Consider the following 22,143-nt stretch of genomic DNA (forward strand, 5'->3'; position numbering starts at 1 on the left):
ATGCCATCGACGAGCATACAAGGACGTACTTGCTGCGTGTTGGCGTGGCGACAACCTGCCCCGATGGCACCTTACCTGAACGGCATTACTACTCAGCCGCCTGTTTTTTGGCGGCCTTTTTCTCCGCCCGGCGGCGCTGGAAGAAGCGGCTGAGCTGGGTGGCGCAGTCCTCGGCCAGCACCCCCGGCTGCCAGACCACCTGATGGTTGAGGCCGGGGGTGGCCAGCAGCCGCAGCACCGAGTCCACCGCCCCGGTCTTGGCATCGGCAGCGCCGTATACCAGCCGCCGGATACGGCTGTGCACCATGGCGCCGGCGCACATCATGCACGGCTCCAGGGTCACGTAGAGGGTACAATCCAGTAGCCGGTAGTTGCCGATGTTCTGGCCGGCCTGGCGCAGCGCCATGATCTCCGCATGGGCGGTGGCGTCGTGGCTGCCGATGGACTGGTTCCAGCCCTCGCCGATGCAGTGGCCATCGAGCACCACCAGGGCGCCCACCGGCACTTCCCCTGCCTGCTCAGCCCGCGCCGCCAGGGCCATGGCCCGGCGCATCCAGTATTCGTCTTGTTCGTTCATCACCGCCTCCGTAGGCCGCGTATTATGGCAAAAGCCGGCACGGCTGCAAGCCGGGACGGGGCCCGCCGGGTCGCCCGGTGAGGGAAATGATGAAAAAAACACAACAATGCCCAAGAAAGCGCCAAACGCGCCCAAATCATAAAAAGGGGCTTGCAGCGGGTGCGGGCCATCTATATAGTTAGCCCCAATTCGGCGTGTAGCGCAGCTTGGTAGCGCACTGTCATGGGGTGTCAGGGGTCGGAGGTTCAAATCCTCTCACGCCGACCAAACTACCCTCGAAAAACCCACCTTACGGTGGGTTTTTTGTTGCCTGCAGTCGAGCCGGCAACGGAAATCGTCTTCCTGTCTTCAGGCCCTGTATTCCATCAAGATCACCGGTACCTGTTCACCTCGACGCTCGAGCTGGCGCTGCTCCAGGCAAACGAAGCCCATCCGCTCGAAGAAGGGACGAGCGGTAATGCTGGCTTCGCAGTAGAGCCGGGACAGGCCTCGGGAAGCGGCTTCCGCCTTGAGCCGCTGCATCAGCGCCCGACCTATGCCCTCGCCCTGGCGGGCATGATGCACATAGAAGAGATCGATACGGCCGTCGTCGCTCAGCTCGGCAAAGCCCAGCAGAGACTTGCCATCCATCGCCACCAGTGGCCGGGTGCGGATAAAGCGGCTGACCCAGCGCGGCTCGTCATACTCATCAGGCGCCCACACCGCCAGCTCGCTCTTGCTGTAATCGGCCTGGTTGATACGGTGCACGGTATCATGGAGCAAACGCCAGATACTGCCGGTTTCACCGCTGCGGATCTTCCTGATTTCCATAATAACTCCTGCCCATACACTGCCCCTATCTAGCCACAGTTATACGCAAGAAAAAAGCGGCTTTATCGCCGCTTTATCATATTTATTACACAAAGGGCTGTTTTCAGCCGCTATTGGGTACCCTTCCTCTGTGCCGGGGCAGCTTGAGCGACAGCAGCGCCGCCAGCAGCAGGAAACCGGCGGAAATCCACAGGCACGCCTGCAATCCCGCCTGCTGGTAGACCCAGCCCGACAGCAGGGTGCCAATCAGTCGCCCCATGGCGTTGGCCATATAGTAAAAACCCACGTCCAGGGAGACCCCGTCCTCGCCCGCATAGCTGACGATCAGATAACTGTGCAGCGAGGAGTTGATGGCGAACAAAGCCCCGAACAGCAAGAGACCGCCGAGCAGGGTCCACTGGGGATGGAACTCCGCCCATAGCCCCAGGGCGATCAGCGCCGGCATCAGGGTCAATACCAGGGCCCAGCCGAAGGCGGCCCGACCGTCGGGCACCCGGCCCGAGCGCTTGCCGGTAACATGGGGGGCCAGCGACTGCACCACCCCGTAGCCGATCACCCACAGCGCCAGGAAGCCACCGACCCGCCAGTGATCCCAACCGAGTGAACTGGCCAGAAACACCGGCAAGGCCACCACGAACCACACATCCCGGGCGCCGAACAGGAACATTCGCGCCGCCGACAGGATATTGATGGCCCCGCTCTTGGAAAAGATGTCGGTGAACCTGGGCTTGTTCTTGGCCCGGCCCAGGTCTTTTTTCAGCATGATCACGCTGAACAGCCAGACCAGGGCCAGGGCCAGGGCCATGGCGCCGACGGCGCCGGTAAACCCGAACACCGCCAGCAGCACGCCACCAAGGAAGAAACCCGCGCCCTTGAGCGCATTCTTGGACCCGGTAAGGATGGCCACCCACTGGTAGAGGGTACTCTGGGCCTCCTTCGGCACCAGCAGCTTGATCGAGCTCTTGGCGCTCATCTTGTTGAGATCCTTGGCGATACCCGACAACGCCTGGGCCGCCATCACCCAGGGCACCGTCAGCCAGGCCGCCGGCACCAGCAGCATGGACAAGGCCACCACCTGCAGCGCCAGGCCGATGTTCATGGTCTTGTTGAGGCCAAGATGGGCCCCCAGCCAGCCGCCCACCAGGTTGGTGACCACCCCGAAGATTTCATAGAACAAAAACAGCAGGGCGATTTCCAGCGGGCTGTAGCCCAGGCCGTGGAAGTGCAACACCACCAGCATGCGCAGGGCGCCGTCGGTGAGGGTAAAGGCCCAGTAATTGCCGGTGACCAACAGGTACTGGCGGATCTCGGGAGACAATGAGGCCAGCATCAGGAGTTATCCCGCCCGGTCCAGCCGGCCCACCTTGCGCATCAGCTCGGCAGTGCGGTTGGCATAGCCCCACTCGTTGTCGTACCAGGCGTACAGCTTGACCTGGGTGCCGTTGACCACCATGGTCGACAGCGCGTCGATGATGCTGGAGCGCGGATCCGTCTTGTAGTCCACCGATACCAGGGGCCGCTCTTCATAGCCGAGGATGCCCGCCAGTTCGCCTTCGGCCGCCGCCTTGAGCAGGGCATTCACCTCCGCCTCGGTGGTGGCCCGCGCCACCTCGAACACGCAGTCGGTGAGCGAGGCGTTGGCCAGGGGCACCCGCACCGCGTGGCCGTTCAACTTGCCCTTCAGCTCAGGGAAGATATGGGTGATGGCGGTGGCCGAGCCGGTGGTGGTGGGGATCAGGCTCTGGCCACAGGCCCGGGCCCGCCGCAGATCCTGGTGGGGCGCGTCCAGTATGGTCTGGGTGTTGGTGATGTCGTGGATGGTGGTCATGGAGCCGTGGCGGATGCCCAGTTGGCCGTGGATCACCTTGACCACGGGCGCCAGGCAGTTGGTAGTGCAGGAGGCGGCGGTCACGATGGGGTGCAGGGCCGGGTCATAGAGGTGATCGTTCACCCCCATCACCACGTTGAGCACGCCCTCTTCCTTCACCGGCGCCGTCACCACCACCCGCTTCACTCCCTGTTCCAGGTAGGCCTGCAGCAGGGCCTTGCTCTTCATTTTGCCGGAGGCCTCGATCACCACGTCGCAGCCGGACCAGTCGGTATCATTGATGGCCTTGTTACGGGTACAGGCAATGCGTTGGCTGCCTATCACCATCTCCTCCCCTTCGGCCCGCGCCTCCTGGGTCCAGCGACCGTGCACCGAGTCGAAGGTGATAAGGTGCGCCAGGGTGGCGGCGTCGCCGGCCGGATCGTTGATCTGCACGAACTCGACGTCGTCCCATTCCCAGGCCGCGCGCAGCGCCAGCCGCCCCATGCGGCCGAAGCCGTTAATCCCTACCTTGATGGTCATTGGTACTTCCTCCCTCTTTCAATATATTTTGTGCCAACCCATGGGGCTGTCGGTTTGCTGACAATGTTATTGCCCTGTTCGAAGAAGCCGGACAAAGGGCCAACTCCGCCGACACGCCGTAAATCCATCCATGGCGGCTCCGCCGCGCTTCTGACCGCCATGGATGGCGGGAATGCCGGAACGGCAGGAGCATTTTCCGACCCTGGCGCGGAGGGTCGGCGGAGCCGTTCCCTTTGCCCTCCCTTTCCCGTAAGCCTTATCCGGCTGGGCCTTCCAGCGCTTCTATATAGCTACGGTGGGCCGGCAGGCACAGCGCCTTGGGCCGCAGCGCCTGCACCCGTTGCACCGCCTCACTCAGCGGCACCTCCAGGGCCAGCAGGATAATCGCCGCCATCAGGCCGGTGCGGCCCGAGCCGCCCTTACAGTGGATGGCGATATCCCGGCCCTGGGCCAGCAGCGCCAGTACTTCATCGCGCGCCTCGGACCAGGCCTGCTCAAAGGCACCCTCGGGGGCGGCGTCGTCTTCCACCGGCAGGTGGAACCAGGCGAGCCCCAGCGCCCGGCACAACTCAGGCATGGCGGTGACCCGGTGCTTTTCCATCTCGGCTTCGGGCATCAGGGTCAGCACGGCGGCGGCACCAGCTTCACCTAATTGTGTCAGCGAGGCGTCCAGCGTTGCCTCTTTGGTACCCGGACAGGGGGTGAGGATCAGGCGCCCCTGGCCTTCGCCGAGGGACAGATAGTCAAAAGGGTGTTGCGACATCGTCTTTCCTTGGATTTCAGTTCAATGGATCAGTTATAGGCGAACCAGTGCCGGGTGCGGTTGGCGAAGGCCACCAGCGACAGCATCACCGGCACTTCCACCAGCACCCCCACCACGGTGGCGAGCGCCGCCCCCGAGTGCAGCCCGAACAGGGAGATGGCCACGGCCACCGCCAGTTCGAAGAAGTTGGAGGTGCTTATCATGCAGGCCGGTGCGGCGATATTATGGGGCAGCTTCATCACCTTGGCGGCACCATAGGCGATGGCGAAGATGCCGTAGGTCTGGATCAGCAGCGGTATGGCAATCAGCACTATGGTCTGGGGTTGGGCCAGTATGGTGGGCGCCTGGAAGCCGAACAGCAGCACCACGGTCGCCAGCAGGCCCGCCACCGACAGCGGCTTGATACGCTGGATAAACTGTTGCAATTGCTTGCCATCGCCGCCCCTCTCCAGCCGCTGGCGGGTATAGACTCCGCCCAGCAGCGGCAGCACCACATAAAGCAGCACCGACCACAGCAGGGTGTCCCAGGGCACGACAATGTCGCTCACCCCCAGCAGGAAGGCGGCGATGGGAGCGAAGGCGAACACCATGATAAGATCGTTCACCGACACCTGCACCAGGGTGTAGTTGGGATCCCCGCGGGTGAGTTGGCTCCACACGAACACCATGGCGGTGCAGGGCGCCACGCCCAGCAGTATCATGCCGGCGATGTACTCCCCCGCGGACTGGGGGTCGACCCAGTCGGCGAACAGCACCCGGAAAAACAGCCAACCCAGGGCCGCCATGGTGAAAGGCTTGATCAGCCAGTTGACAGCCAGGGTCAGCAGCAGGCCCTTGGGCTTCTTGCCCACATCCTTGATGGCGGAAAAGTCGATCTGTACCATCATGGGGTAGATCATTACCCAGATACACAGGGCCACCACCAGATTGACCTGGGCGAATTCCAGCCCCGCCACCAGGGCGAAGCCGTCGGGCAACAGGCTGCCCAGGGTAACGCCCGCCAGGATGCACAGGGCGACCCACAGCGACAAATAACGCTCAAATAGTCCCATCTCTCTTACCTTGTTGTTCTTGGCTTAGTTGCTATCGGCTTACAGGGCTCGCTGATTGACCCGGGCCGACAGCTGCTCGGCGCTTTCCACCCGCTCCGAATAGCGATCCACCAGATAATCGGCACGACCGCGGGTGAGCAGGGTGAACTTCATCAGCTCTTCCATTACGTCCACCACCCGCCGGTAGTAGGCGGAGGGCTTCATTCGCCCGGCCTCATCGAACTCCAGGAAGGCCTTGGGCACCGACGACTGGTTGGGGATGGTGATCATCCGCATCCAGCGACCCAGCACCCGCAGCTGGTTGACGGTGTTGAAGGACTGGGAGCCGCCGCACACCTGCATCAGTGCCAGGGTCTTGCCCTGGGTCGGCCTGATGGCACCGCCGGACAGGGGCAGCCAGTCGATCTGGGCCTTCATCACCGCCGTCATGGCGCCGTGGCGCTCGGGGGAACACCACACCTGGCCTTCGGACCAGTCGGCCAGCTCGCGCAGCTCCCGCACCTTGGGGTGGTCGTCGCCGCAATCGTCGGGCAGGGGCAGACCCGAGGGGTTGAAGAGTCGGGTCTCGGCGCCCATCAGGCGCAGCAGTCGGGCCGCCTCTTCCACCAGCAACCGGCTGTAGGAGCGGCAGCGCAGCGAGCCGTAGAGCAGCAGGATGCGGGGCGGATGGGCCCCCTCTTCCGCTCCCAGCTCGGCGAGGGCAGGCAGCCGGAAGGCATCGAGGTCGAGATTGGGCAGATCATGATTCATGCGACTTCTCCCAGGCGGTTGATCAGAGTTTGCAGTTGTGCCGGCGCCAGTTGTTCCGCCTCGGTGGCCAACAGGGCCCGGATGCGCTCCGAGAGCAGGGCCAGGGTACGGGGATGCACCCGCCCGGCCGGGGCACTGCCGGCGCTGGCCACGTCGAAACGGCCATCGGCAAGGTGCCGGCACAAGGCCTCGGCCAGAATGCTGCGGCAGGCATTGTGGGTGCACAGAAACAGGATCTTCATGCTTTTATCCTTGTTTGATGTCGTCTGTGGAGCTCAACAAATATGGATAAAAGCATATATGATAAATCGAATAAGTAAACCATAAAAAAAACCCGGGTCTCCCCGGGGTCGTACGGCCATGACGGCAATGAATGTTTACATCAGGCCCAGTTTCTTCAGGTCGGCTTCGGCCACGGCGGTGGGCACCGGCACATAGCCGTCCTTGTGCACGATTTCCTGCCCCTGCTTGGACAGCATCAGCTTCACGAACTCGGCTTCCATCGGGCCCAGGGGCTCATTGGGGTGCTTGTTCACATAGACGTAGAGGAAGCGGGACAGCGGGTACTCGCCGCTGATGGCGTTGTCGGCGTTGGCGGCAACATAGTCGGTGGAGCCGGCTTCGGCCAGGGGCACGGCACGCACGCTGGAGGTGCTGTAGCCCAGACCGGAGTAACCGATGGCATTCAGGGAAGAGGACACAGACTGCACCACCGAGGCGGAGCCGGGCTGCTCGTTCACGTTGTTCTTGAAGTCACCCTTGCACAGGGCCTCGTCCTTGAAGTAGCCGTAGGTGCCGGACACGGAGTTGCGGCCGTACAGCTGCACGTCGCGGTTGCCCCAGTCGCCGGACAGGCCGGTCTGGCCCCAGCGGGTGATCTGCTCGTTGGCGCCGCAGCTCAGGGTACTGGAGAAGATGGCGTCGACCTGGTCGATGCTCAGGCCCTCGATGGGGTTATCCTTGTGCACGAACACCGCCAGGGCATCGATGGCCACCCGTACCGGCGTCGGCTTGTAGCCGTAGCGCTTTTCGAAGGCTTCGATTTCGTTATCCTTCATGGCGCGGCTCATGGGGCCGAACTGGGCGGTGCCCTCGGTCAGGGCGGCGGGAGCGGTGGAAGAGCCGGCGGCCTGGATCTGCACGTTCACGTTGGGATAGCTGCGTTTGAACTCTTCGGCCCACAAGGTGGCCATGTTGGCCAGGGTGTCCGAACCCACGGAAGACAGGTTGCCGGAGATGCCGCTGACTTTTGCGTAGTCGGTCAGGCTGCTGTCCACCGCGGCCAGGGCAGAGGTGGACGCCAGGGCGGCGGTCAATCCAAGAGCAGTTACCAGTTTGTTCAATTTCATCCTTAATCTCCAATCTGAGTTCGGTCTTTCAAGACGCGGCCAGTATTGCCGCCGGTGATGACAACTATATGAACCGAAAGTGACGCTTTTATGACAGCCAGACAGAACGAGAGGACTGCACCACAGTTTCCAAGCCAATGACACAGCAATGGCAAAGTGTTGGCTGGTTCCGCCGTGCTGAAACACCGACTGGTTTAAAGGTTAACCAATCAACGCAGGGCAGAAACAACTGGGCTACCTCCGCCGACACGCCGCGGGACATGATACTCGCCGCGTAGGCATGTCGGCGGAGCAGTGCACTTTGGCCGAGAACACAAGGCTTCAAACAGGTTCTGAGAGTCTGGGAACCTTGCAACCTGGCCTCGTCCGCATTCGCACACCAAGCGTGGGAGCTAGCCCGCAACGAGAGCGTCGCTCAGCCTGCGGGCAGCCCCAGGCGCCCCATCAGGCGATTTCCCGGTTGGGGGCATCCTGCACCAGCAGCCGTTCGGGCAGGACAAAGCTGAAGCAACTGCCCTTGCCGGGTTGGCTCTGGATCTCGAGGTGGGCGTCGTGGTGACCCAGAGCATGCTTAACGATGGCCAGCCCCAGGCCGGAGCCACCGGTTTGACGACTGCGGGCCTTATCCACCCGGTAGAAACGTTCGGTCAGGCGGGCGATGTGCTCGGGCGCTATACCCTCGCCGTTGTCGGTCACCGCAAAGCGGCCCTGGTGGCCCACCCGCCCCCATTCCACCTGGATCTCGGTGCCCGCCGGAGAATGACGGATGGCGTTGTACACCAGGTTGGAAATGGCGCTGCGCAACTGCTCCTGATCTCCGCGGACCTTGAGGCCCGGATCCACGACAAAGCTGAACTGCTGGCCCTTGTCGCCGCTCAGGGTCAGGGCCTCCTGCTCCAGCATGGAGAGCATGGCCGGAACATCCACTATCTTGCTGGTATCGATATTGGGGGAAGCCTCGATACGGGTCAGGGTCATCAGTTGGTTGACCAGGGCGTCCATGCGCAGGGTCTGCTCCAGCATTACCTTCTGGGTTTTCCGCCACATGGCTTCGGACGGCAGCTCTTCTATCATCTCCAGATACCCCTTGAGCACCGTCAACGGAGTGCGCAGCTCATGGGACACATTGGCCACGAAGGACTTGCGCATCTGCTCCAGGCTCTTCAGCCGGGTCACGTCCCGTACCACCAGCATGGCCTGATCCTCGGTATAGGGCATGATACGGCACTCGAGCAGCTTGTCTTCGTTGAGCGGGGACGGCAGCTCCAGCGGCTCGCGAAAGTCGGCCCGCTTCATATAGGCGATAAACACCGGGGCACGGATCAGGTTGCCGATATGCTGGCCGGCGTCATCGGGCCAGCGAAAGCCCAGCAGTTGCTGGGCCAGCTTGTTGCACCAGATGATGCTGCCGTCCCGTCGGAATACCACGGCGGCGTCGGGCAGCGCCTCGGCCCCTTCCCGGAAACGGCGCACCAGGTTGGCCAGCTCCCGCCGGCGCGCGCGCTGCCGCTGCTGCAACCGGTAGATGCCGTTGAAGATGAGCTCCCAACTGCCTTTTCCTTCCGGCGGGATCAGGCTGCGATCTCGCCACAGCCACACCGCCAACTTGTGCTGGAAGCGGTGATGCCACAGCAGGTGCAACACGGTCCCGGCCAGCAGCCCCAGCGCCATGTCGCCCAACAGCAACCCGAACAGGAAAAACGCCAGGTAATAGAAAGTTAATCGCCACCACAGACCATGGCTGGATTCTTGTAGCTGCATGCAGGCCTCATAGGCGCGTTGAAAAACGATAGCCGGCACCGCGCACCGTCTGGATCAGCTTGTCGTGACCCGACTCCGACACCGCCTTGCGCAACCGCCGGATATGCACATCCACCGTTCTGTCTTCCACGTAGACGTTGGTGCCCCATACATTATTGAGCAACTGCTCGCGGCTGTATACCCGCTCGGGATGGGTCATAAAGAAATGCAGCAGCTTGAATTCGGTGGGACCCATGTCCAGTTGCTGGCTGTTGGCGCTGACCCGGTGGCTGACCGGATCCAGCTTCAGCCCCTGTACCTCGATCACGTCTTCCACCGAAGTGGGGGCCACCCGGCGCAGCACCGCCTTGAGGCGGGAAGTCAGTTCCTTGGGGGAGAAGGGTTTGGTGATGTAATCGTCGGCACCCACGTCCAGGCCCTTGATCTTGTCTTCTTCCTCGGCCCGGGCGGTGAGCATGATCACCGGGATCTGCCGGGTCAGCTCGTCTTGCTTAAGGTGCTTGATCAACTGGATGCCACTACCGCCGGGCAACATCCAGTCGAGCAGGATAAGTTCGGGATAGGGCTCCTTGATCATCGCCAGAGCCTGGTCATAGTCCTCCGCCTCCTGGGTGGCAAAGCCCTTCTGTTCCAGAACAAAACACAACATCTCGCGGATCGCGGCTTCATCTTCAACTACCAGTATTTTCCGTGTCATTCTTCAACTGCCCTTTATCAGGTCTTTTTACGTATTAGCATTATTGAGAGCAAGTGTGACAGTTTTATGAAAATATGACATCCACATGTCAGGCCCCGGACAGCTTGAAGATCTTTTGCTTGCCCTCTCCCTGATAGCCCATGCACAACTCCGGCTGGCCGGTGGCCGGGTCCGTTCCTTCCTCGGTAATGGCAAAGCCGTGCTGGCGATAGAAATGCACCGCGATGTCGTTTTCGCTGAACACCTTGAGCGAAAGCCGTTGCCGCAGTCGTTTGGCCATGGCCAGCAGCGCCTTGCCGATGCCATTCTGCTGACAGTCGGGACGCACGAACAGCGCCGCCAGATAGTCATCCACCAGCGCGACAAATCCTTGGATTTCCCCCTCCCGCTCGCACACCCACACCTCGGCCGCAGGCAGATAACGGGCCCGCATCTGCTCCTGCTGCTGCCACCAGAAGGCAGCCGGCACGAAATCATGGGCCTGTAACGACGCCAGCAGCCATACGTCGAGGATGGCATCGGTATCATCGGGCGTGGCCTGTCGTATCATTTTTTTCTCCCCGGCTTTGGTTTATTCAAGTGTATGAGTCCGTCCGTCCCCCGGCAGGGCTTTTATTTTTGTCTGTGACCCGGATCGGCCTTTATTGGCCGGGAATGACTGCCTGATCACAAAGCCGGTTTGCAGTACAATGCGTTTTTTCCGGCTCGCACCGAGGACGCTATGTGGTTTAAGAACCTGCAAATTTACCGTTTTACCCGCCCTTTCGAACTGACCCTGGAAGATCTGGAAAAACAGCTTGAAGCGCTGCCCTTCAGCCCCTGCGGCAGTCAGGAGCAGGCCAAGTTCGGCTGGATTTCGCCCCTGGGCAAACAGGGCCAGGCCTTCACCCACAGTACCGACAGCCAGATTCTGATCTGCGCCAAGAAGGAAGAAAAGATGTTGCCGGGCTCGGTGGTGAACGACATGGTCGCCGAAAAAGTGGAAAACCTGGAAGTCGAACAGGGCCGGGCGTTGAAGAAAAAGGAAAAAGAAGCCATCAAGGAAGAAGTGATTGTCACCCTGCTGCCCCGGGCGTTCAGCCGGTTCCAGCAAACCTACGCCTGGATCAACCCCGATGCCGGTTTTATCGCCGTGGATGCCAGCTCCGCCAAACGGGCCGAGGATTTGTTGGCGCTGCTGCGCAAGAGCATCGGCTCACTGCCAGTGGTGCCGCTCGCCATGACCACCCCGCCCGAGCTGACCCTGACCGACTGGCTGAAAGAAGGGGCCGCCCCCGCCGGTTTCGCCCTGGAGGACGAAGCCGAGCTGAGATCCGCTCTGGAGCACGGCGGTATTATCCGCGCCAAACAGCAGGATTTGCTCAGTGACGAGATGAAAGCCCACCTGGACGCGGACAAGCTGGTGACCAAGCTGGCCTTGAACTGGAGTGAAACCCTGAGCTTCGTGCTGGGGGACGATATGAGCGTCAAACGGCTCAAGTTTTCGGAAGAATTACGCGAGCAGAACGATGATGTGGTCAGTGAAGATGCGGCGGCCCGCTTCGATGCGGATTTCGCCCTGGTGACCGGCGAACTGTCGCGCTTTATTCCCGAGCTGATCGAAGCCCTGGGCGGGGAAGAAAACCGGTAAAAGAGCGGGGACTGGGGACTGATTATCCCCGATCCCAAGTCCCCAGTCCCCATTAGGCTCAAGCGTTGCCTTTCACCTTCAGCTTGAGCTGTTCGGCAAAATTCAGCATCCGCTCGAGCGGAATCATCGCCTTCATCCGGGTGGCTTCGTCCACCTGGATTTCGTGGGTCTTGCCACCATCGCGCAAGGCGTCGCGAATGGCCACCAAGCCGTTCATCGCCATCCAGGGGCAGTGGGCACAGCTGCGGCAGGTGGCGCCGTTACCGCCGGTAGGGGCTTCCACCATCTCTTTACCGGGGCAGGCCTGCTGCATCTTGTAGAAGATGCCCTTGTCGGTGGCCACGATCAGCTTCTGCTGGGGCAAGGTCTGCGCGGCCTTGATCAACTGGCTGGTGGAGCCCACCGCGTCTGCCAGCTCGATCACCGAGGCCGGAGACTCGGGATGCACCAGCACCGCCGCGTCCGGATTCTGAGCCTTCAGCTCTTTCAGCGCCTTGGCCCGAAACTCGTCGTGCACAATGCAGGCACCCTGCCAGCGCAGCATGGAAGCACCGGTCTGCTTTTCGATATAGGCGCCCAGATGGCGATCCGGCGCCCAGATGATCTTGTGGCCTTCGCTGTCGAGGTGCTCAACGATTTCAAGCGCGATGCTGGAGGTCACCACCCAGTCGGCCCGGGCCTTCACCGCCGCCGAAGTATTGGCATACACCACCACGGTATGATCGGGATGGGCATCGCAGAAGGCGGTGAATTCATCGGCCGGACAACCCAGATCGAGTGAACATTCCGCTTCCAGGGTCGGCATCAACACGGTTTTTTCCGGGCTCAGGATCTTGGCGGTTTCCCCCATAAAGCGCACCCCGGCCACGATCAGGGTGTCGGCCTGATGATGCTTGCCAAAACGCGCCATTTCCAGCGAGTCGGACACACAGCCACCGGTCTCCTCGGCCAGGGCCTGGATCTCGGGATCGGTATAATAGTGGGCAACCAGCACCGCGTTTCTGGCGTTCAGTAATGCCTTGATTTCATCTTTCAACGCCTGTTGCTGGTCCGCGCTCAGCGGGACCGGCTTGGCGGGAAAGGGGTAGTCAAACTCGAGAATATCGACAGCTTCAGTCATGACCAGATCCCAATTGCTCCATCCAGATAGCTACATTGCCGGGCATTATAACGCCGGCCGGGCGTTAACCCAAACGTCCAGCAATAAAAGAGTCATAAAAAGGAGGTATCAGGAGGAGATGGTGGGTCGTGCAGGATTCGAACCTGCGACCAATTGATTAAAAGTCAACTGCTCTACCAACTGAGCTAACGACCCGATAAACGGTGAGTGCGAACTTGCTGTTCAAAACAACTGGTGGACGCTACTGGGATCGAACCAGTGACCCCCTCCTTGTAAGGGAGGTGCTCTCCCGGCTGAGCTAAGCGTCCGGAAATATGGTGGGTCGTGCAGGATTCGAACCTGCGACCAATTGATTAAAAGTCAACTGCTCTACCAACTGAGCTAACGACCCGAAGTTCGTGGTGGGTGGTACTGGGATCGAACCAGTGACCCCCTCCTTGTAAGGGAGGTGCTCTCCCGGCTGAGCTAACCACCCACGAAAACCGGATGCACTTTTGTCAAAAGTGCGAAACTGGTGGACGCTACTGGGATCGAACCAGTGACCCCCTCCTTGTAAGGGAGGTGCTCTCCCGGCTGAGCTAAGCGTCCGGGAATATGGTGGGTCGTGCAGGATTCGAACCTGCGACCAATTGATTAAAAGTCAACTGCTCTACCAACTGAGCTAACGACCCGAAGTTCGTGGTGGGTGGTACTGGGATCGAACCAGTGACCCCCTCCTTGTAAGGGAGGTGCTCTCCCGGCTGAGCTAACCACCCACGAAAACCGGATGCACTTTTGTCAAAAGTGCGAAACTGGTGGACGCTACTGGGATCGAACCAGTGACCCCCTCCTTGTAAGGGAGGTGCTCTCCCGGCTGAGCTAAGCGTCCGGAAATATGGTGGGTCGTGCAGGATTCGAACCTGCGACCAATTGATTAAAAGTCAACTGCTCTACCAACTGAGCTAACGACCCGAAGTTCGTGGTGGGTGGTACTGGGATCGAACCAGTGACCCCCTCCTTGTAAGGGAGGTGCTCTCCCGGCTGAGCTAACCACCCACGAAAACCGGATGCACTTTTGTCAAAAGTGCGAAAACTGGTGGACGCTACTGGGATCGAACCAGTGACCCCCTCCTTGTAAGGGAGGTGCTCTCCCGGCTGAGCTAAGCGTCCGGGAATATGGTGGGTCGTGCAGGATTCGAACCTGCGACCAATTGATTAAAAGTCAACTGCTCTACCAACTGAGCTAACGACCCTCTGGCCCGGGCTACCGGAGCAGCCCTGCCAACGGCGGCCTATATTACGGATTTAATTTTGTGACGCAACAGCTAAATCGCCATTTTCAACCGTTTGCTTAAGGAACAAGCGACTCTCTCAAAAAATCGCCAAAAAGGTTCCCCGCCTCAGAGTCCGTTCAGGTTTTCCTGGGCCAGCCGTGCCGCACCACTGTTGCTGTACTCACGCAATACCTGCTCATAATACTGTTTGGCCAGGGCATTATCCCCCTGCTCCTTGGCGATCAACCCCAGCTTGAGGATGGAGTCGGCCCGCTTGTTGGAGTTCTGGTAGGCTTCCACTACCCGCGCGAACTGGGCCTTGGCCTGATCGAAACGCTTCTGGGTAAACAACAGTTGTCCCAGCCAGTAATGGGCATTGGGAACATAGGTGGATTGCGGATACTGGGTAATAAAACGGGCAAAGGCTGGGATGGCGGCATCATAGTCTTTATCCTGCAGCACCAGGTTAACCGCGTTGTCATAAGCCGCCTGTTCATCACCGCCGGCCGGAGCGGCGGCCGGGGCATTACTGCGGCCCTGGGGCTGGCTGCTGCCGGCAGCACCTTGCTCGGCCGCCGGCGGCGGGGTACTGGGCTGCTGGGCCGCCTCCTGCTGGGCCGCCAATATGGAACGCTGGCGTTCAATCACCTGTTCCAGGCGGTAACTCTGCTCTTCCAGTAAACCACGTAGCTCGCTGACTTCCTGCTGCAAGGAACTCAACTGACGCTGCTGATCGATTTGGGCCTGGCTTCTGGCATTGAAGGCTCGCTCCAACTCAGCCAGGCGATCATTGACGGAGCCGCTGCCACCCACACTCACCACGGGCGCCTGAGCCCAGGTGGAAGTGGATAAAACAGCGGCCATCGAAATGGCCGCTAAATTAATCTTCATAAGACAGACTTAAACCTTAGTAAACCAGAACCGCACGGCGGTTCTTGGCAAAACCGGCTTCGGAGCGGGAAGTATCGACCGGCTTCTCTTCACCGTAGCTGACGATGGCCAGTTGAGCACCGCTCACACCCAGGCTCTGCAGGTAACTGGTGACGGCCTTGGCACGGCGCTCGCCCAGGGCGATGTTGTACTCGGGGGTACCGCGCTCATCCGCATGGCCTTCCACCAGTACGCTGACGGAAGGGTTGGAACGCAGGAAGCCGGCATGGGCTTCCAGTACCTGCGCGTAGTGACCGGTCACTTCGTCACGATCGAACTCGAAGTAGATCACGTTCTCGCGACGCAGATTCTCGTACTGCTGGCGCATCTGCTCTTCGGCAGACAGGGCACCGCCCGCGCCACCGGTCTGCACACCGCCCTGATAGCCGCTGCCCGCGGTACCGGTCATCGCATCGGAATCACTGGTGGAGCTACATGCGGCCAGGGTCAACATGGGTAAGGCTACCGCCAGGCTCTGAAGCAGTTTTTTCATTTGCATTATTTTTCCTTAGAAATTGCAATGGTTTAGTTTAGGAACGGTGACCATGCCGGTGCACGAACATCACCACTTCGTGCGGGCAGCCTGGCCTTAAAACGACCATCCATAGACACCAGGGAAAGCACTTGGCGGCCCTGATAGGTGGTACTATAGATGATCATGGTGCCGTTTGGTGCCGGGCTTGGCGATTCATCCAGCTGGGTTTCTGTTAACACCTGCATATGACCGCTATCCAGCTCCTGACGAGCAATTCGGTATTGTCCCTGTGAGCGACTGACCAGCACCAGGCTCTTGCCGTCTCTGGTCACACTGGGTCCTAGATTCATATCCCCCTGGAAGGTAACACGCCGGGTGTCACCCGAACCCAGATCAGCCCGGTAAATCTGCGGCCGGCCGCCCCGCTCGGAAGCGAAGTAGAGGGCATTGCCGTCCGTCGACCAGGCTGGCTCGGTATCGATTGTGCGATTATTGGTCACCCGGGTCAACTGCTTGCTGCCCAGGTTGAGCACATAGATTTCAGGCTGACCATCACGGGACAGTACCAACGCCAGGCGACTGCCGTCCGGCGACCACTGGGGCGCGCCGTTGATGCCGGGCTGGGAACTGACCACCTGTCGCTGCTGGCTGTAGATGTCCTGCACCACTATCTCAGCCTTCTTGTTCTCGAAAGACACGTAAGCCAGCTTGCGGCCGTCCGGCGACCAGGCCGGCGACATCAGCGGCTCGCGGGAACGCAGCAACACCTGCTCGTTGAAACCGTCATAGTCGGCAATCATCAACTGATAGGGGTATTCGGCACCGTGATGTACATTTACGTAGGCAATACGGGTCAGAAAGGCCCCCTTGATACCGGTCAGCTTCTCGAACACAATATCGGCGATACGGTGGGCGTACTGGCGCAACTGGGCCGCCGGCACGGTAGCGCTGCGGCTTTCCAGTAACTGGGCACCGTTGCTGCCGAGCACGTCGGCCAGTTCGAAGCTGATACGGTACTGATCACCGCCGGCCGGCTCTATGGTACCGACCACGACCGCCTCAACCTGGCGGGAACCCCACAGGGCGGGATTGAGCTGGCTGGCTTGGGCGACCTGCTGCGGCAGGTTGTTGCGCTCCAATGGACGAAACATGCCGCTGTTGCGTAAATCGCTCGCGATCACGTCCGCCATGTCCTGGGGCATGGCCCCCCCTCCCGTCCACTGGAAAGGCACCACCGCCACCGGTCGCGCACTGTCTATGCCGCCGGTAATAATAATATCCAGCGCTGCCTGTGCCCGGCCTGCGAGCAGGAGGAGCGGCAGCCATAACCACAACCATCGTTTTGTCATCTCTAGAGCCTCGGTATCAGCGTTAAATTCAGGTTTTGTAATTGCTTGTTCACTTCAGGATCCTTGGGCATCGGCAGGGTACCGGTCTTGCGGATCGCCAGCTCGGCCGAGCGGCACACTTCGCCATCTCCCTGACCCTGACCTATCTGCAGGATAAGGCCGTCGGCCGCCACCCGGACATTGATACGGCACTGCTTGCCCACCATGGTCGGCCCGACCAGCCAATTCCGCTGAATGGCGGCGATGATCATGCCGGTGTAGCGATCCACTTCTCCCGCCGCGGCCGCAGAGGAAGAGGAGGAACCTGCCGGTCCCGAGCCCATCAATGCCTCCAGATCTTTCAGTGCCTGCTCCTGTTCCCGCTTCAAGCGATCGGATTCGGCCTTTTTACGGGCTTCTTCCGCCTTGCGGGCTTCCTCGGCCTTGCGTTGCTGTTCGGCAGCGGCCTGCTTTTTGGCCTCCTCGGCCTTGCGCGCCTCTTCCGCCTTGCGCTGCTGATCGGCCTGCGCCTGTTTTCTGGCTTCTTCCGCCTTGCGGGCTTCCTCGGCCTTGCGGGCTTCCTCGGCTTCGGCCTGCTTTTTGGCCTCCTCGGCCTTGCGCGCTTCTTCCGCCTTGCGGGCTTGTTCGGCTTCGGCCTGCTTTTTCGCTTCCTCGGCCTTGCGCGCCTCTTCGGCCTTGCGGGCTTGCTCGACAGCCGCCTGTTTTCTGGCTTCCTCTGCTTTACGAGCTTCCTCGGCCTTGCGGGCCTCTTCCGCCTTGCGGGCTTCCTCGGCTTTACGGGCCTCTTCCGCCTTGCGCTGCTGCTCCACCACTTGCTGGCGTTCGCGCTCAGCCTGAGCCTGTTGCTCGGCCACGGCTTTCTGCTGCTCGGCCAGTCTTGCCGCCTCCGCCGCCGCTTGCTGTTGCTCGGCTAGGCGCTCGGCTTCTTCCGCCGCTTTCTGCTCGGCATCTTCCTTCGCCTGTTCAGCCGCCCGGGCCTGCTGCTGTTGCGCCTGCATTGCAGCCAGGCGCTCGGCCTGGGCCGCCACCATGCCGTCATCAATCATGGTGGCCTCGATAATGGACACCGCCTGCGCCGGTCGCTTGGGCGCATTGAAATTGACCCCTACCAGCAAAAACACCCCTATGATCAGGTGCAATGCCAGCGAAATCAGCAATGACTTGCGAATACCGCCTTGCTCGGTCATGGGTCCGCTATTGCTCCGGTTGGGTCATCAGGCCAACGGAGGGCACCCCGGCCGCCTTGAGCGTGGCCATCAGCTGGATCACCGCGTCGTAGCGCACATTGGCGTCGCCCTTGACCACCACCGGTGCCTCGGGGGTGGTTCTCAGCTGATTCTGTACCATGGAGGCTAGCTCCAGTAGGTCCACGGCCTCGTCCCGGCTGTCCCCTATGTCCAGGAAATAACGACCGTCGGCATCAATGGAAGCGACCAAGGGTTTCTCGCTGTCTTCCGGCAACATTTCGGCCTGAGCCTGAGGCAGATCCACCTTGACCCCTTGGGTAATCATCGGTGCCGTCGCCATAAAGATAATCAGCAGCACCAGCATCACGTCGATGTAAGGCACCACGTTGATCTCGGCAACGCTTTTGCGACGTCTGCGCTGATAGCCGTGCATCAGTTGTTACCTGTGGTCACTTGGCGGTTAAGGATGGTAGAAAACTCGTCCATAAAGTTGGCCAGGTGATTCTCCTGGCGCTCTACCTGATAGCTGAAACGGTTGTAGGCAATGACCGCCGGAATGGCGGCGAACAGGCCCAGTGCCGTCGCAATTAGCGCTTCGGCAATACCGGGTGCCACCATCGCCAGGGTTGCCTGCTGTACCTCGGCCAAGGCGATAAAGGCGTTCATGATGCCCCAGACGGTACCGAACAGGCCGATGTAGGGGCTGATGGAGCCGATGGTGGCCAGCAGTGACAGGTTGGTTTCGAGCCGGTCCACTTCCCGGGACAGCGCCACCCGCATGGTACGGTAGGTTCCTTCCAGTATGCTGTCCTGGGCCCGTCCCTGTTTTTGCAGGCGCACGAATTCCTTGAAGCCGGCGTAGAAGATCTGCTCCATGCCGGCCAGGCTGTCGCGGCGGGCGTTGCTCTCGTGGTAGAGGCGGCTCAGATCGGAGCCAGACCAGAATTTTTCCTCGAAGGTCTCGGCATCATCCCGGGCCGTGGTCAGTATCTTGCGTCGATTGATGATCAGTGCCCAGGACAGAATGGACATGCCCATCAGCAGCAACATCACCAGCTGAACCAGCAGGCTGGCTTCTAAAAACAGACCAATAAACGATATTTCAGCGTGCACCTGACAATACTCCCATCAGCGGCTCAGGAATGGCAAAAGGTTTCATTTGGGCAATCTGGACACAAGCGATCAACACTTCTCCCCGTGCCAGAGAAAGGCCCGCATCATCCAGAATTTCTTGCTCAAACACAATAGAGGCTCGTTTCAGCATTTTCACCGTCACGGTCACTTTTAATGCATCATTGAAGCGGGCGGGTTTGCGCAGATCCAGTTCTATCCGCCGAACCACGAACGCCACCCCCTCCTCCAACAAGCGATCCTGCTCGATACCCTTGCTCCGCAACCACTCGGTGCGAGCCCTTTCCATGAATTTCAGATAATTGGCGTTATAAACGATACCACCGGCATCGGTATCCTCGTAGTAGATACGCACCGGCCAATAAAAATTCGCGTCCAACATTCAGCACTCGGCCGTTCGACATCAGATGATGCCGATACTATACCCGAGTCATATGAGGGAAAGAAGACAGGGCCGGACCGGCACGACATCGGCTGACCCGGGGCTTGAAGCCGGAAGCCGAGTCTACCCACCACTCGGTCGACTTCAAGCTTCAAGCTGCCGTCAGGATTCCGGCAACGCGAAACCGAAGTGCAGGTAAGCCCGGGGAGTGGCGATGCGGCCCCGGGGGGTACGCTGCAAAAAACCCTGCTGGATAAGGTAAGGCTCGATCACGTCCTCGATGGTTTCCTTTTCTTCTCCGATGGCTGCCGCCAGGTTGTCGAGTCCCACCGGCCCTCCCATAAACTTGTCGAGCACGGCGGTGAGCAGCTTGCGGTCCATATAGTCGAAGCCCTGTTTGTCCACGTCCAGCATGTCCAGGGCCTGGGCGGCGATGGTGGCGTCAATGTCACCGCTGCCTTTGACCTCGGCGAAGTCCCGCACCCGCCGCAGCAGCCGGTTGGCGATACGCGGCGTCCCCCGGGCCCGGCGCGCCATCTCGAAGGCCCCCTCTTCACTGATGGTCAGCCCCAGCTTGTCGGCACTGCGGCTGATGATATGGGCCAGATCCGCCACCTGATAGAATTCCAGCCGCTGCACGATGCCAAAACGATCACGCAGGGGCGAGGTGAGCGAACCGGCCCTGGTGGTGGCCCCTACCAGGGTAAAGGGCGGTAATTCCAGCTTGATGGAACGAGCCGCCGGGCCCTCCCCTATCATGATATCGAGCTGGTAGTCTTCCATCGCCGGATAGAGAATTTCCTCCACCACCGGACTCAGACGATGGATCTCGTCGATAAAGAGCACATCGCCGGGCTCCAGGTTGGTGAGCATGGCCGCCAGATCACCGGCCTTTTCCAGCACGGGCCCGGAGGTGGTCTTGATGCTCACCCCCATCTCATTGGCGACGATATTGGCCAGGGTGGTCTTGCCGAGCCCCGGCGGGCCGAAGATCAACAGGTGATCGAGGGCTTCTTCCCGCCGGCGCGCCGCCTCGATAAAGATTTCCATCTGGCTGCGCACATGATCCTGCCCCCGGTAGTCGGCCAGCGCCTTGGGCCGAATGGCCCTGTCGATGGCCTCTTCTTCCCGGCGGGGAGCCGGGTTGATAAAACGGTCCGCTTCTATCATGGCTTATCCCATGCTCCGCAAGGCTTCCCGGATCAACTGCTCGGCATTCATCTCGGGTTTGGCAATTTTCTTCATCGCCTGCTCGGCCTGAGCCGCCTTATAGCCCAGCGCCATCAGCGCGGCGACGGCTTCGTCCCTGGCACTGTCGGCCAGGCCGGCGGCGGTCGCCGACTCGGGTGCCGGATTGAACAGATCATAGCCGCCGAAGCCCTTGAGCCGGTCGCGCATCTCCACAATCAGCCGCTCGGCGGTTTTCTTGCCCACCCCGGGAAGCTTGACCAGGGCGCCGATCTCCCCCTGCTCCACGTTGTAGATAAATTGATCGGCGGTCATGCCGGAAAGAATCGCCAGCGCCAGCTTGGGGCCCACGCCATTGGTCTTGATAAGCTCCCGGAACAGGGCCCGCTCGGTCTTGGTGTTGAAACCAAACAGCAACTGGGCGTCTTCCCGCACCACGAAGTGGGTCAGCAGGGTCACCGGCTCCCCGATTTTGGGCAACTCGTAGAAGCAGCTCATGGGCAGGGTGACTTCGTAGCCCACGCCGTTCACATCCAGCAGAATTTCCGGTGCCTGTTTTTCGCTGATAATACCTTTTAACCGACCTATCACTGGGGCTCCCCGCTAACCAATCTATGTTGCGCAAGCATAATGAATAACTGGATAAATATCCATGTACTAGAGCTGGAAGCTATAAGCCTGAAGCTGGAAGCAGCCCGGTGCGGGCTGTGATCCCAACGCACTCCTGAATCACGAGCCGTCAGCAAGCCCTGAGCAACCGCACAGACACAACGCATCAAGCAGCAGTCAACTCGATCAGCTTCAAGCATACGGCCTCCAGCTTCGCGTCAGCGATAACGTCCTCGCACCGTGCCGCGTACCTGGCCTGCCATGCTGATCAGGCTCTGGCGGGTATGACCGTGACACAGGGCCACCGCCAGGGCGTCGGCGGCATCGGCCTGGGGCGTCCCGGGCAGATTCAGCAGCTTGCACACCATATGCTGCACCTGGGTCTTGTCGGCCCCCCCCTGCCCCACCACCGCCTGCTTGATCTGGCGGGCGGAATACTCCGCCACCTCCAGACCGGCATTGGCGGCGGCAACGATGGCCGCGCCCCGGGCCTGGCCCAGTTTCAATGCCGAGTCCGGGTTGCGCGCCATAAACACCTGCTCGATGGCAAACAGCCCGGGACGAAACTGCAGGATGATCTCGCTCACCCCGTCGTAGATACGCTTGAGCCGGGGCGCCAGTTCGTCGTCGGCCATGCGGATGCAACCCGAGCCGAGATACTCCATCTGGTTGCCGGTCTGGCGCACCACGCCGTAGCCGGTGATGCGCGAGCCGGGGTCGATACCGAGGATAATAGCCATATCAATAAAGCCGGAAGCTGTAAGCTGGAAGTTGGAGGCC

General features: G+C 60.6%; 24 protein-coding genes and 13 tRNA genes. 2 read left to right on the top strand and 35 right to left on the bottom strand.

Annotated features, from left to right (window positions below; genetic code table 11):
- Nucleotides 1-88: 88 nt before the first annotated feature.
- Complete coding sequence (gene tadA, locus ACEVBK_RS13160; protein WP_375055395.1) at nucleotides 89-577, bottom strand: tRNA adenosine(34) deaminase TadA; 489 nt, start codon at nucleotides 575-577, stop codon at nucleotides 89-91.
- A gap of 190 nt (nucleotides 578-767) precedes the next feature.
- Between tadA and ACEVBK_RS13165 the strand changes: the two genes are divergently transcribed.
- Nucleotides 768-844: transfer RNA gene (locus ACEVBK_RS13165), tRNA-Pro, on the top strand.
- Between the two features lie 81 nt (nucleotides 845-925).
- Here ACEVBK_RS13165 and ACEVBK_RS13170 read toward each other — a convergent pair.
- The 11 genes from ACEVBK_RS13170 to ACEVBK_RS13220 form a co-directional block, all read right to left on the bottom strand.
- Nucleotides 926-1,387 carry a GNAT family N-acetyltransferase gene (locus ACEVBK_RS13170; RefSeq protein WP_375055396.1) on the bottom strand — a complete coding sequence of 154 codons (462 nt, stop codon included), beginning with the start codon at nucleotides 1,385-1,387 and terminating at the stop codon, nucleotides 926-928.
- 103 nt (nucleotides 1,388-1,490) lie between these two features.
- Nucleotides 1,491-2,720 (bottom strand): organoarsenical effux MFS transporter ArsJ, encoded by a 1,230-nt coding sequence (gene arsJ / locus ACEVBK_RS13175; protein ID WP_375058569.1) that lies wholly within the window; start codon nucleotides 2,718-2,720, stop codon nucleotides 1,491-1,493.
- Between the two features lie 3 nt (nucleotides 2,721-2,723).
- A complete protein-coding gene (locus ACEVBK_RS13180) occupies nucleotides 2,724-3,737 on the bottom strand; it encodes an ArsJ-associated glyceraldehyde-3-phosphate dehydrogenase (protein ID WP_375055397.1) in 1,014 nt (337 codons plus the stop codon).
- A 256-nt stretch (nucleotides 3,738-3,993) separates the two neighbouring features.
- Entirely contained in the window at nucleotides 3,994-4,500 is a 507-nt protein-coding gene (locus ACEVBK_RS13185) for a tyrosine-protein phosphatase (RefSeq protein ID WP_375055398.1), read from the bottom strand.
- Between the two features lie 29 nt (nucleotides 4,501-4,529).
- Nucleotides 4,530-5,552, bottom strand: a complete 1,023-nt coding sequence (gene arsB / locus ACEVBK_RS13190; protein ID WP_375055399.1) for an ACR3 family arsenite efflux transporter — start codon at nucleotides 5,550-5,552, stop codon at nucleotides 4,530-4,532.
- Between the two features lie 39 nt (nucleotides 5,553-5,591).
- Nucleotides 5,592-6,302 (bottom strand): arsenical resistance protein ArsH, encoded by a 711-nt coding sequence (gene arsH, locus ACEVBK_RS13195; protein WP_375055400.1) that lies wholly within the window; start codon nucleotides 6,300-6,302, stop codon nucleotides 5,592-5,594.
- Nucleotides 6,299-6,544, bottom strand: coding sequence for a hypothetical protein (locus ACEVBK_RS13200; protein ID WP_375055401.1), 246 nt, complete (start codon nucleotides 6,542-6,544; stop codon nucleotides 6,299-6,301). The genes arsH and ACEVBK_RS13200 overlap by 4 nt, the downstream gene beginning before the upstream one ends.
- A 135-nt stretch (nucleotides 6,545-6,679) precedes the next feature.
- Nucleotides 6,680-7,651: a PstS family phosphate ABC transporter substrate-binding protein gene (locus tag ACEVBK_RS13205; protein ID WP_375055402.1), complete on the bottom strand. Its 972-nt coding sequence runs from the start codon at nucleotides 7,649-7,651 to the stop codon at nucleotides 6,680-6,682.
- A gap of 444 nt (nucleotides 7,652-8,095) precedes the next feature.
- Nucleotides 8,096-9,412 carry a phosphate regulon sensor histidine kinase PhoR gene (phoR, locus tag ACEVBK_RS13210; RefSeq protein ID WP_375055403.1) on the bottom strand — a complete coding sequence of 439 codons (1,317 nt, stop codon included), beginning with the start codon at nucleotides 9,410-9,412 and terminating at the stop codon, nucleotides 8,096-8,098.
- Between the two features lie 7 nt (nucleotides 9,413-9,419).
- Nucleotides 9,420-10,109, bottom strand: a complete 690-nt coding sequence (gene phoB / locus ACEVBK_RS13215) for a phosphate regulon transcriptional regulator PhoB (RefSeq protein WP_375055404.1) — start codon at nucleotides 10,107-10,109, stop codon at nucleotides 9,420-9,422.
- An 88-nt stretch (nucleotides 10,110-10,197) separates the two neighbouring features.
- Nucleotides 10,198-10,659 (bottom strand): N-acetyltransferase, encoded by a 462-nt coding sequence (locus tag ACEVBK_RS13220; protein WP_375055405.1) that lies wholly within the window; start codon nucleotides 10,657-10,659, stop codon nucleotides 10,198-10,200.
- Nucleotides 10,660-10,830: 171 nt separating this feature from the next.
- Between ACEVBK_RS13220 and rdgC the strand changes: the two genes are divergently transcribed.
- On the top strand, nucleotides 10,831-11,739 hold the full coding sequence (rdgC, locus tag ACEVBK_RS13225; RefSeq protein WP_375055406.1) for a recombination-associated protein RdgC: 909 nt from the start codon (nucleotides 10,831-10,833) through the stop codon (nucleotides 11,737-11,739).
- Nucleotides 11,740-11,797: 58 nt separating this feature from the next.
- Here rdgC and nadA read toward each other — a convergent pair whose 3' ends face one another.
- The 23 genes from nadA to ruvC all read right to left on the bottom strand — a co-directional run bounded on the left by nadA (nucleotide 11,798) and on the right by ruvC (nucleotide 22,103).
- Nucleotides 11,798-12,859: a quinolinate synthase NadA gene (gene nadA / locus ACEVBK_RS13230; protein WP_375055407.1), complete on the bottom strand. Its 1,062-nt coding sequence runs from the start codon at nucleotides 12,857-12,859 to the stop codon at nucleotides 11,798-11,800.
- A 119-nt stretch (nucleotides 12,860-12,978) separates the two neighbouring features.
- Nucleotides 12,979-13,054, bottom strand: a tRNA-Lys gene (locus tag ACEVBK_RS13235).
- Nucleotides 13,055-13,091: 37 nt separating this feature from the next.
- Nucleotides 13,092-13,167: transfer RNA gene (locus ACEVBK_RS13240), tRNA-Val, on the bottom strand.
- A 7-nt stretch (nucleotides 13,168-13,174) separates the two neighbouring features.
- A tRNA-Lys gene (locus ACEVBK_RS13245) sits at nucleotides 13,175-13,250 on the bottom strand.
- A gap of 8 nt (nucleotides 13,251-13,258) precedes the next feature.
- A tRNA-Val gene (locus tag ACEVBK_RS13250) sits at nucleotides 13,259-13,334 on the bottom strand.
- A 37-nt stretch (nucleotides 13,335-13,371) separates the two neighbouring features.
- A tRNA-Val gene (locus ACEVBK_RS13255) sits at nucleotides 13,372-13,447 on the bottom strand.
- Nucleotides 13,448-13,454: 7 nt separating this feature from the next.
- Nucleotides 13,455-13,530 (bottom strand) — tRNA-Lys (locus tag ACEVBK_RS13260).
- Nucleotides 13,531-13,538: 8 nt separating this feature from the next.
- Nucleotides 13,539-13,614 (bottom strand) — tRNA-Val (locus ACEVBK_RS13265).
- 37 nt (nucleotides 13,615-13,651) lie between these two features.
- Nucleotides 13,652-13,727 (bottom strand) — tRNA-Val (locus ACEVBK_RS13270).
- 7 nt (nucleotides 13,728-13,734) lie between these two features.
- Nucleotides 13,735-13,810, bottom strand: a tRNA-Lys gene (locus tag ACEVBK_RS13275).
- 8 nt (nucleotides 13,811-13,818) lie between these two features.
- Nucleotides 13,819-13,894, bottom strand: a tRNA-Val gene (locus ACEVBK_RS13280).
- A gap of 38 nt (nucleotides 13,895-13,932) precedes the next feature.
- A tRNA-Val gene (locus ACEVBK_RS13285) sits at nucleotides 13,933-14,008 on the bottom strand.
- A 7-nt stretch (nucleotides 14,009-14,015) separates the two neighbouring features.
- Nucleotides 14,016-14,091, bottom strand: a tRNA-Lys gene (locus ACEVBK_RS13290).
- 147 nt (nucleotides 14,092-14,238) lie between these two features.
- Nucleotides 14,239-15,003: a tol-pal system protein YbgF gene (gene ybgF / locus ACEVBK_RS13295; protein ID WP_375055408.1), complete on the bottom strand. Its 765-nt coding sequence runs from the start codon at nucleotides 15,001-15,003 to the stop codon at nucleotides 14,239-14,241.
- 16 nt (nucleotides 15,004-15,019) lie between these two features.
- Complete coding sequence (gene pal / locus ACEVBK_RS13300; RefSeq protein WP_375055409.1) at nucleotides 15,020-15,541, bottom strand: peptidoglycan-associated lipoprotein Pal; 522 nt, start codon at nucleotides 15,539-15,541, stop codon at nucleotides 15,020-15,022.
- Between the two features lie 26 nt (nucleotides 15,542-15,567).
- Entirely contained in the window at nucleotides 15,568-16,866 is a 1,299-nt protein-coding gene (tolB, locus tag ACEVBK_RS13305; protein ID WP_375055410.1) for a Tol-Pal system beta propeller repeat protein TolB, read from the bottom strand.
- A gap of 2 nt (nucleotides 16,867-16,868) precedes the next feature.
- Nucleotides 16,869-18,053, bottom strand: a complete 1,185-nt coding sequence (gene tolA / locus ACEVBK_RS13310; protein ID WP_375055411.1) for a cell envelope integrity protein TolA — start codon at nucleotides 18,051-18,053, stop codon at nucleotides 16,869-16,871.
- A 7-nt stretch (nucleotides 18,054-18,060) separates the two neighbouring features.
- A complete protein-coding gene (tolR, locus tag ACEVBK_RS13315) occupies nucleotides 18,061-18,486 on the bottom strand; it encodes a protein TolR (protein WP_375055412.1) in 426 nt (141 codons plus the stop codon).
- Nucleotides 18,486-19,154: a protein TolQ gene (tolQ, locus tag ACEVBK_RS13320; protein ID WP_375058570.1), complete on the bottom strand. Its 669-nt coding sequence runs from the start codon at nucleotides 19,152-19,154 to the stop codon at nucleotides 18,486-18,488. Before tolQ ends, tolR begins: the two co-directional genes overlap by 1 nt.
- 1 nt (nucleotide 19,155) lies before the next feature.
- Entirely contained in the window at nucleotides 19,156-19,566 is a 411-nt protein-coding gene (gene ybgC, locus ACEVBK_RS13325) for a tol-pal system-associated acyl-CoA thioesterase (RefSeq protein WP_375055413.1), read from the bottom strand.
- A gap of 162 nt (nucleotides 19,567-19,728) precedes the next feature.
- Nucleotides 19,729-20,736, bottom strand: a complete 1,008-nt coding sequence (gene ruvB, locus ACEVBK_RS13330; RefSeq protein WP_375055414.1) for a Holliday junction branch migration DNA helicase RuvB — start codon at nucleotides 20,734-20,736, stop codon at nucleotides 19,729-19,731.
- A 3-nt stretch (nucleotides 20,737-20,739) separates the two neighbouring features.
- On the bottom strand, nucleotides 20,740-21,345 hold the full coding sequence (ruvA, locus tag ACEVBK_RS13335; protein ID WP_375055415.1) for a Holliday junction branch migration protein RuvA: 606 nt from the start codon (nucleotides 21,343-21,345) through the stop codon (nucleotides 20,740-20,742).
- Nucleotides 21,346-21,581: 236 nt separating this feature from the next.
- Nucleotides 21,582-22,103 carry a crossover junction endodeoxyribonuclease RuvC gene (ruvC, locus tag ACEVBK_RS13340; protein ID WP_375055416.1) on the bottom strand — a complete coding sequence of 174 codons (522 nt, stop codon included), beginning with the start codon at nucleotides 22,101-22,103 and terminating at the stop codon, nucleotides 21,582-21,584.
- Nucleotides 22,104-22,143: the final 40 nt, after the last annotated feature.

Source organism: Zobellella sp. DQSA1, from assembly GCF_041950555.1.
Lineage (GTDB): Bacteria > Pseudomonadota > Gammaproteobacteria > Enterobacterales > Aeromonadaceae > Oceanimonas.

Excerpts from the sequence above, each read along its gene's own strand:
- nadA (WP_375055407.1), bottom strand. The coding sequence starts at position 12,859 with ATGACTGAAGCTGTCGATATTCTCGAGTTTGACTACCCCTTTCCCGCC.
- ybgC (WP_375055413.1), bottom strand. The coding sequence starts at position 19,566 with ATGTTGGACGCGAATTTTTATTGGCCGGTGCGTATCTACTACGAGGAT.
- ruvB (WP_375055414.1), bottom strand. The coding sequence starts at position 20,736 with ATGATAGAAGCGGACCGTTTTATCAACCCGGCTCCCCGCCGGGAAGAA.
- ACEVBK_RS13200 (WP_375055401.1), bottom strand. The coding sequence starts at position 6,544 with ATGAAGATCCTGTTTCTGTGCACCCACAATGCCTGCCGCAGCATTCTG.
- phoB (WP_375055404.1), bottom strand. The coding sequence starts at position 10,109 with ATGACACGGAAAATACTGGTAGTTGAAGATGAAGCCGCGATCCGCGAG.
- tadA (WP_375055395.1), bottom strand. The coding sequence starts at position 577 with ATGAACGAACAAGACGAATACTGGATGCGCCGGGCCATGGCCCTGGCG.
- ybgF (WP_375055408.1), bottom strand. The coding sequence starts at position 15,003 with ATGAAGATTAATTTAGCGGCCATTTCGATGGCCGCTGTTTTATCCACT.
- ACEVBK_RS13205 (WP_375055402.1), bottom strand. The coding sequence starts at position 7,651 with ATGAAATTGAACAAACTGGTAACTGCTCTTGGATTGACCGCCGCCCTG.
- ACEVBK_RS13185 (WP_375055398.1), bottom strand. The coding sequence starts at position 4,500 with ATGTCGCAACACCCTTTTGACTATCTGTCCCTCGGCGAAGGCCAGGGG.
- ACEVBK_RS13170 (WP_375055396.1), bottom strand. The coding sequence starts at position 1,387 with ATGGAAATCAGGAAGATCCGCAGCGGTGAAACCGGCAGTATCTGGCGT.
- ACEVBK_RS13220 (WP_375055405.1), bottom strand. The coding sequence starts at position 10,659 with ATGATACGACAGGCCACGCCCGATGATACCGATGCCATCCTCGACGTA.
- ACEVBK_RS13180 (WP_375055397.1), bottom strand. The coding sequence starts at position 3,737 with ATGACCATCAAGGTAGGGATTAACGGCTTCGGCCGCATGGGGCGGCTG.
- tolR (WP_375055412.1), bottom strand. The coding sequence starts at position 18,486 with ATGCACGGCTATCAGCGCAGACGTCGCAAAAGCGTTGCCGAGATCAAC.
- pal (WP_375055409.1), bottom strand. The coding sequence starts at position 15,541 with ATGCAAATGAAAAAACTGCTTCAGAGCCTGGCGGTAGCCTTACCCATG.
- tolB (WP_375055410.1), bottom strand. The coding sequence starts at position 16,866 with ATGACAAAACGATGGTTGTGGTTATGGCTGCCGCTCCTCCTGCTCGCA.
- tolA (WP_375055411.1), bottom strand. The coding sequence starts at position 18,053 with ATGACCGAGCAAGGCGGTATTCGCAAGTCATTGCTGATTTCGCTGGCA.
- arsH (WP_375055400.1), bottom strand. The coding sequence starts at position 6,302 with ATGAATCATGATCTGCCCAATCTCGACCTCGATGCCTTCCGGCTGCCT.
- phoR (WP_375055403.1), bottom strand. The coding sequence starts at position 9,412 with ATGCAGCTACAAGAATCCAGCCATGGTCTGTGGTGGCGATTAACTTTC.
- ruvC (WP_375055416.1), bottom strand. The coding sequence starts at position 22,103 with ATGGCTATTATCCTCGGTATCGACCCCGGCTCGCGCATCACCGGCTAC.
- rdgC (WP_375055406.1), top strand. The coding sequence starts at position 10,831 with ATGTGGTTTAAGAACCTGCAAATTTACCGTTTTACCCGCCCTTTCGAA.
- arsB (WP_375055399.1), bottom strand. The coding sequence starts at position 5,552 with ATGGGACTATTTGAGCGTTATTTGTCGCTGTGGGTCGCCCTGTGCATC.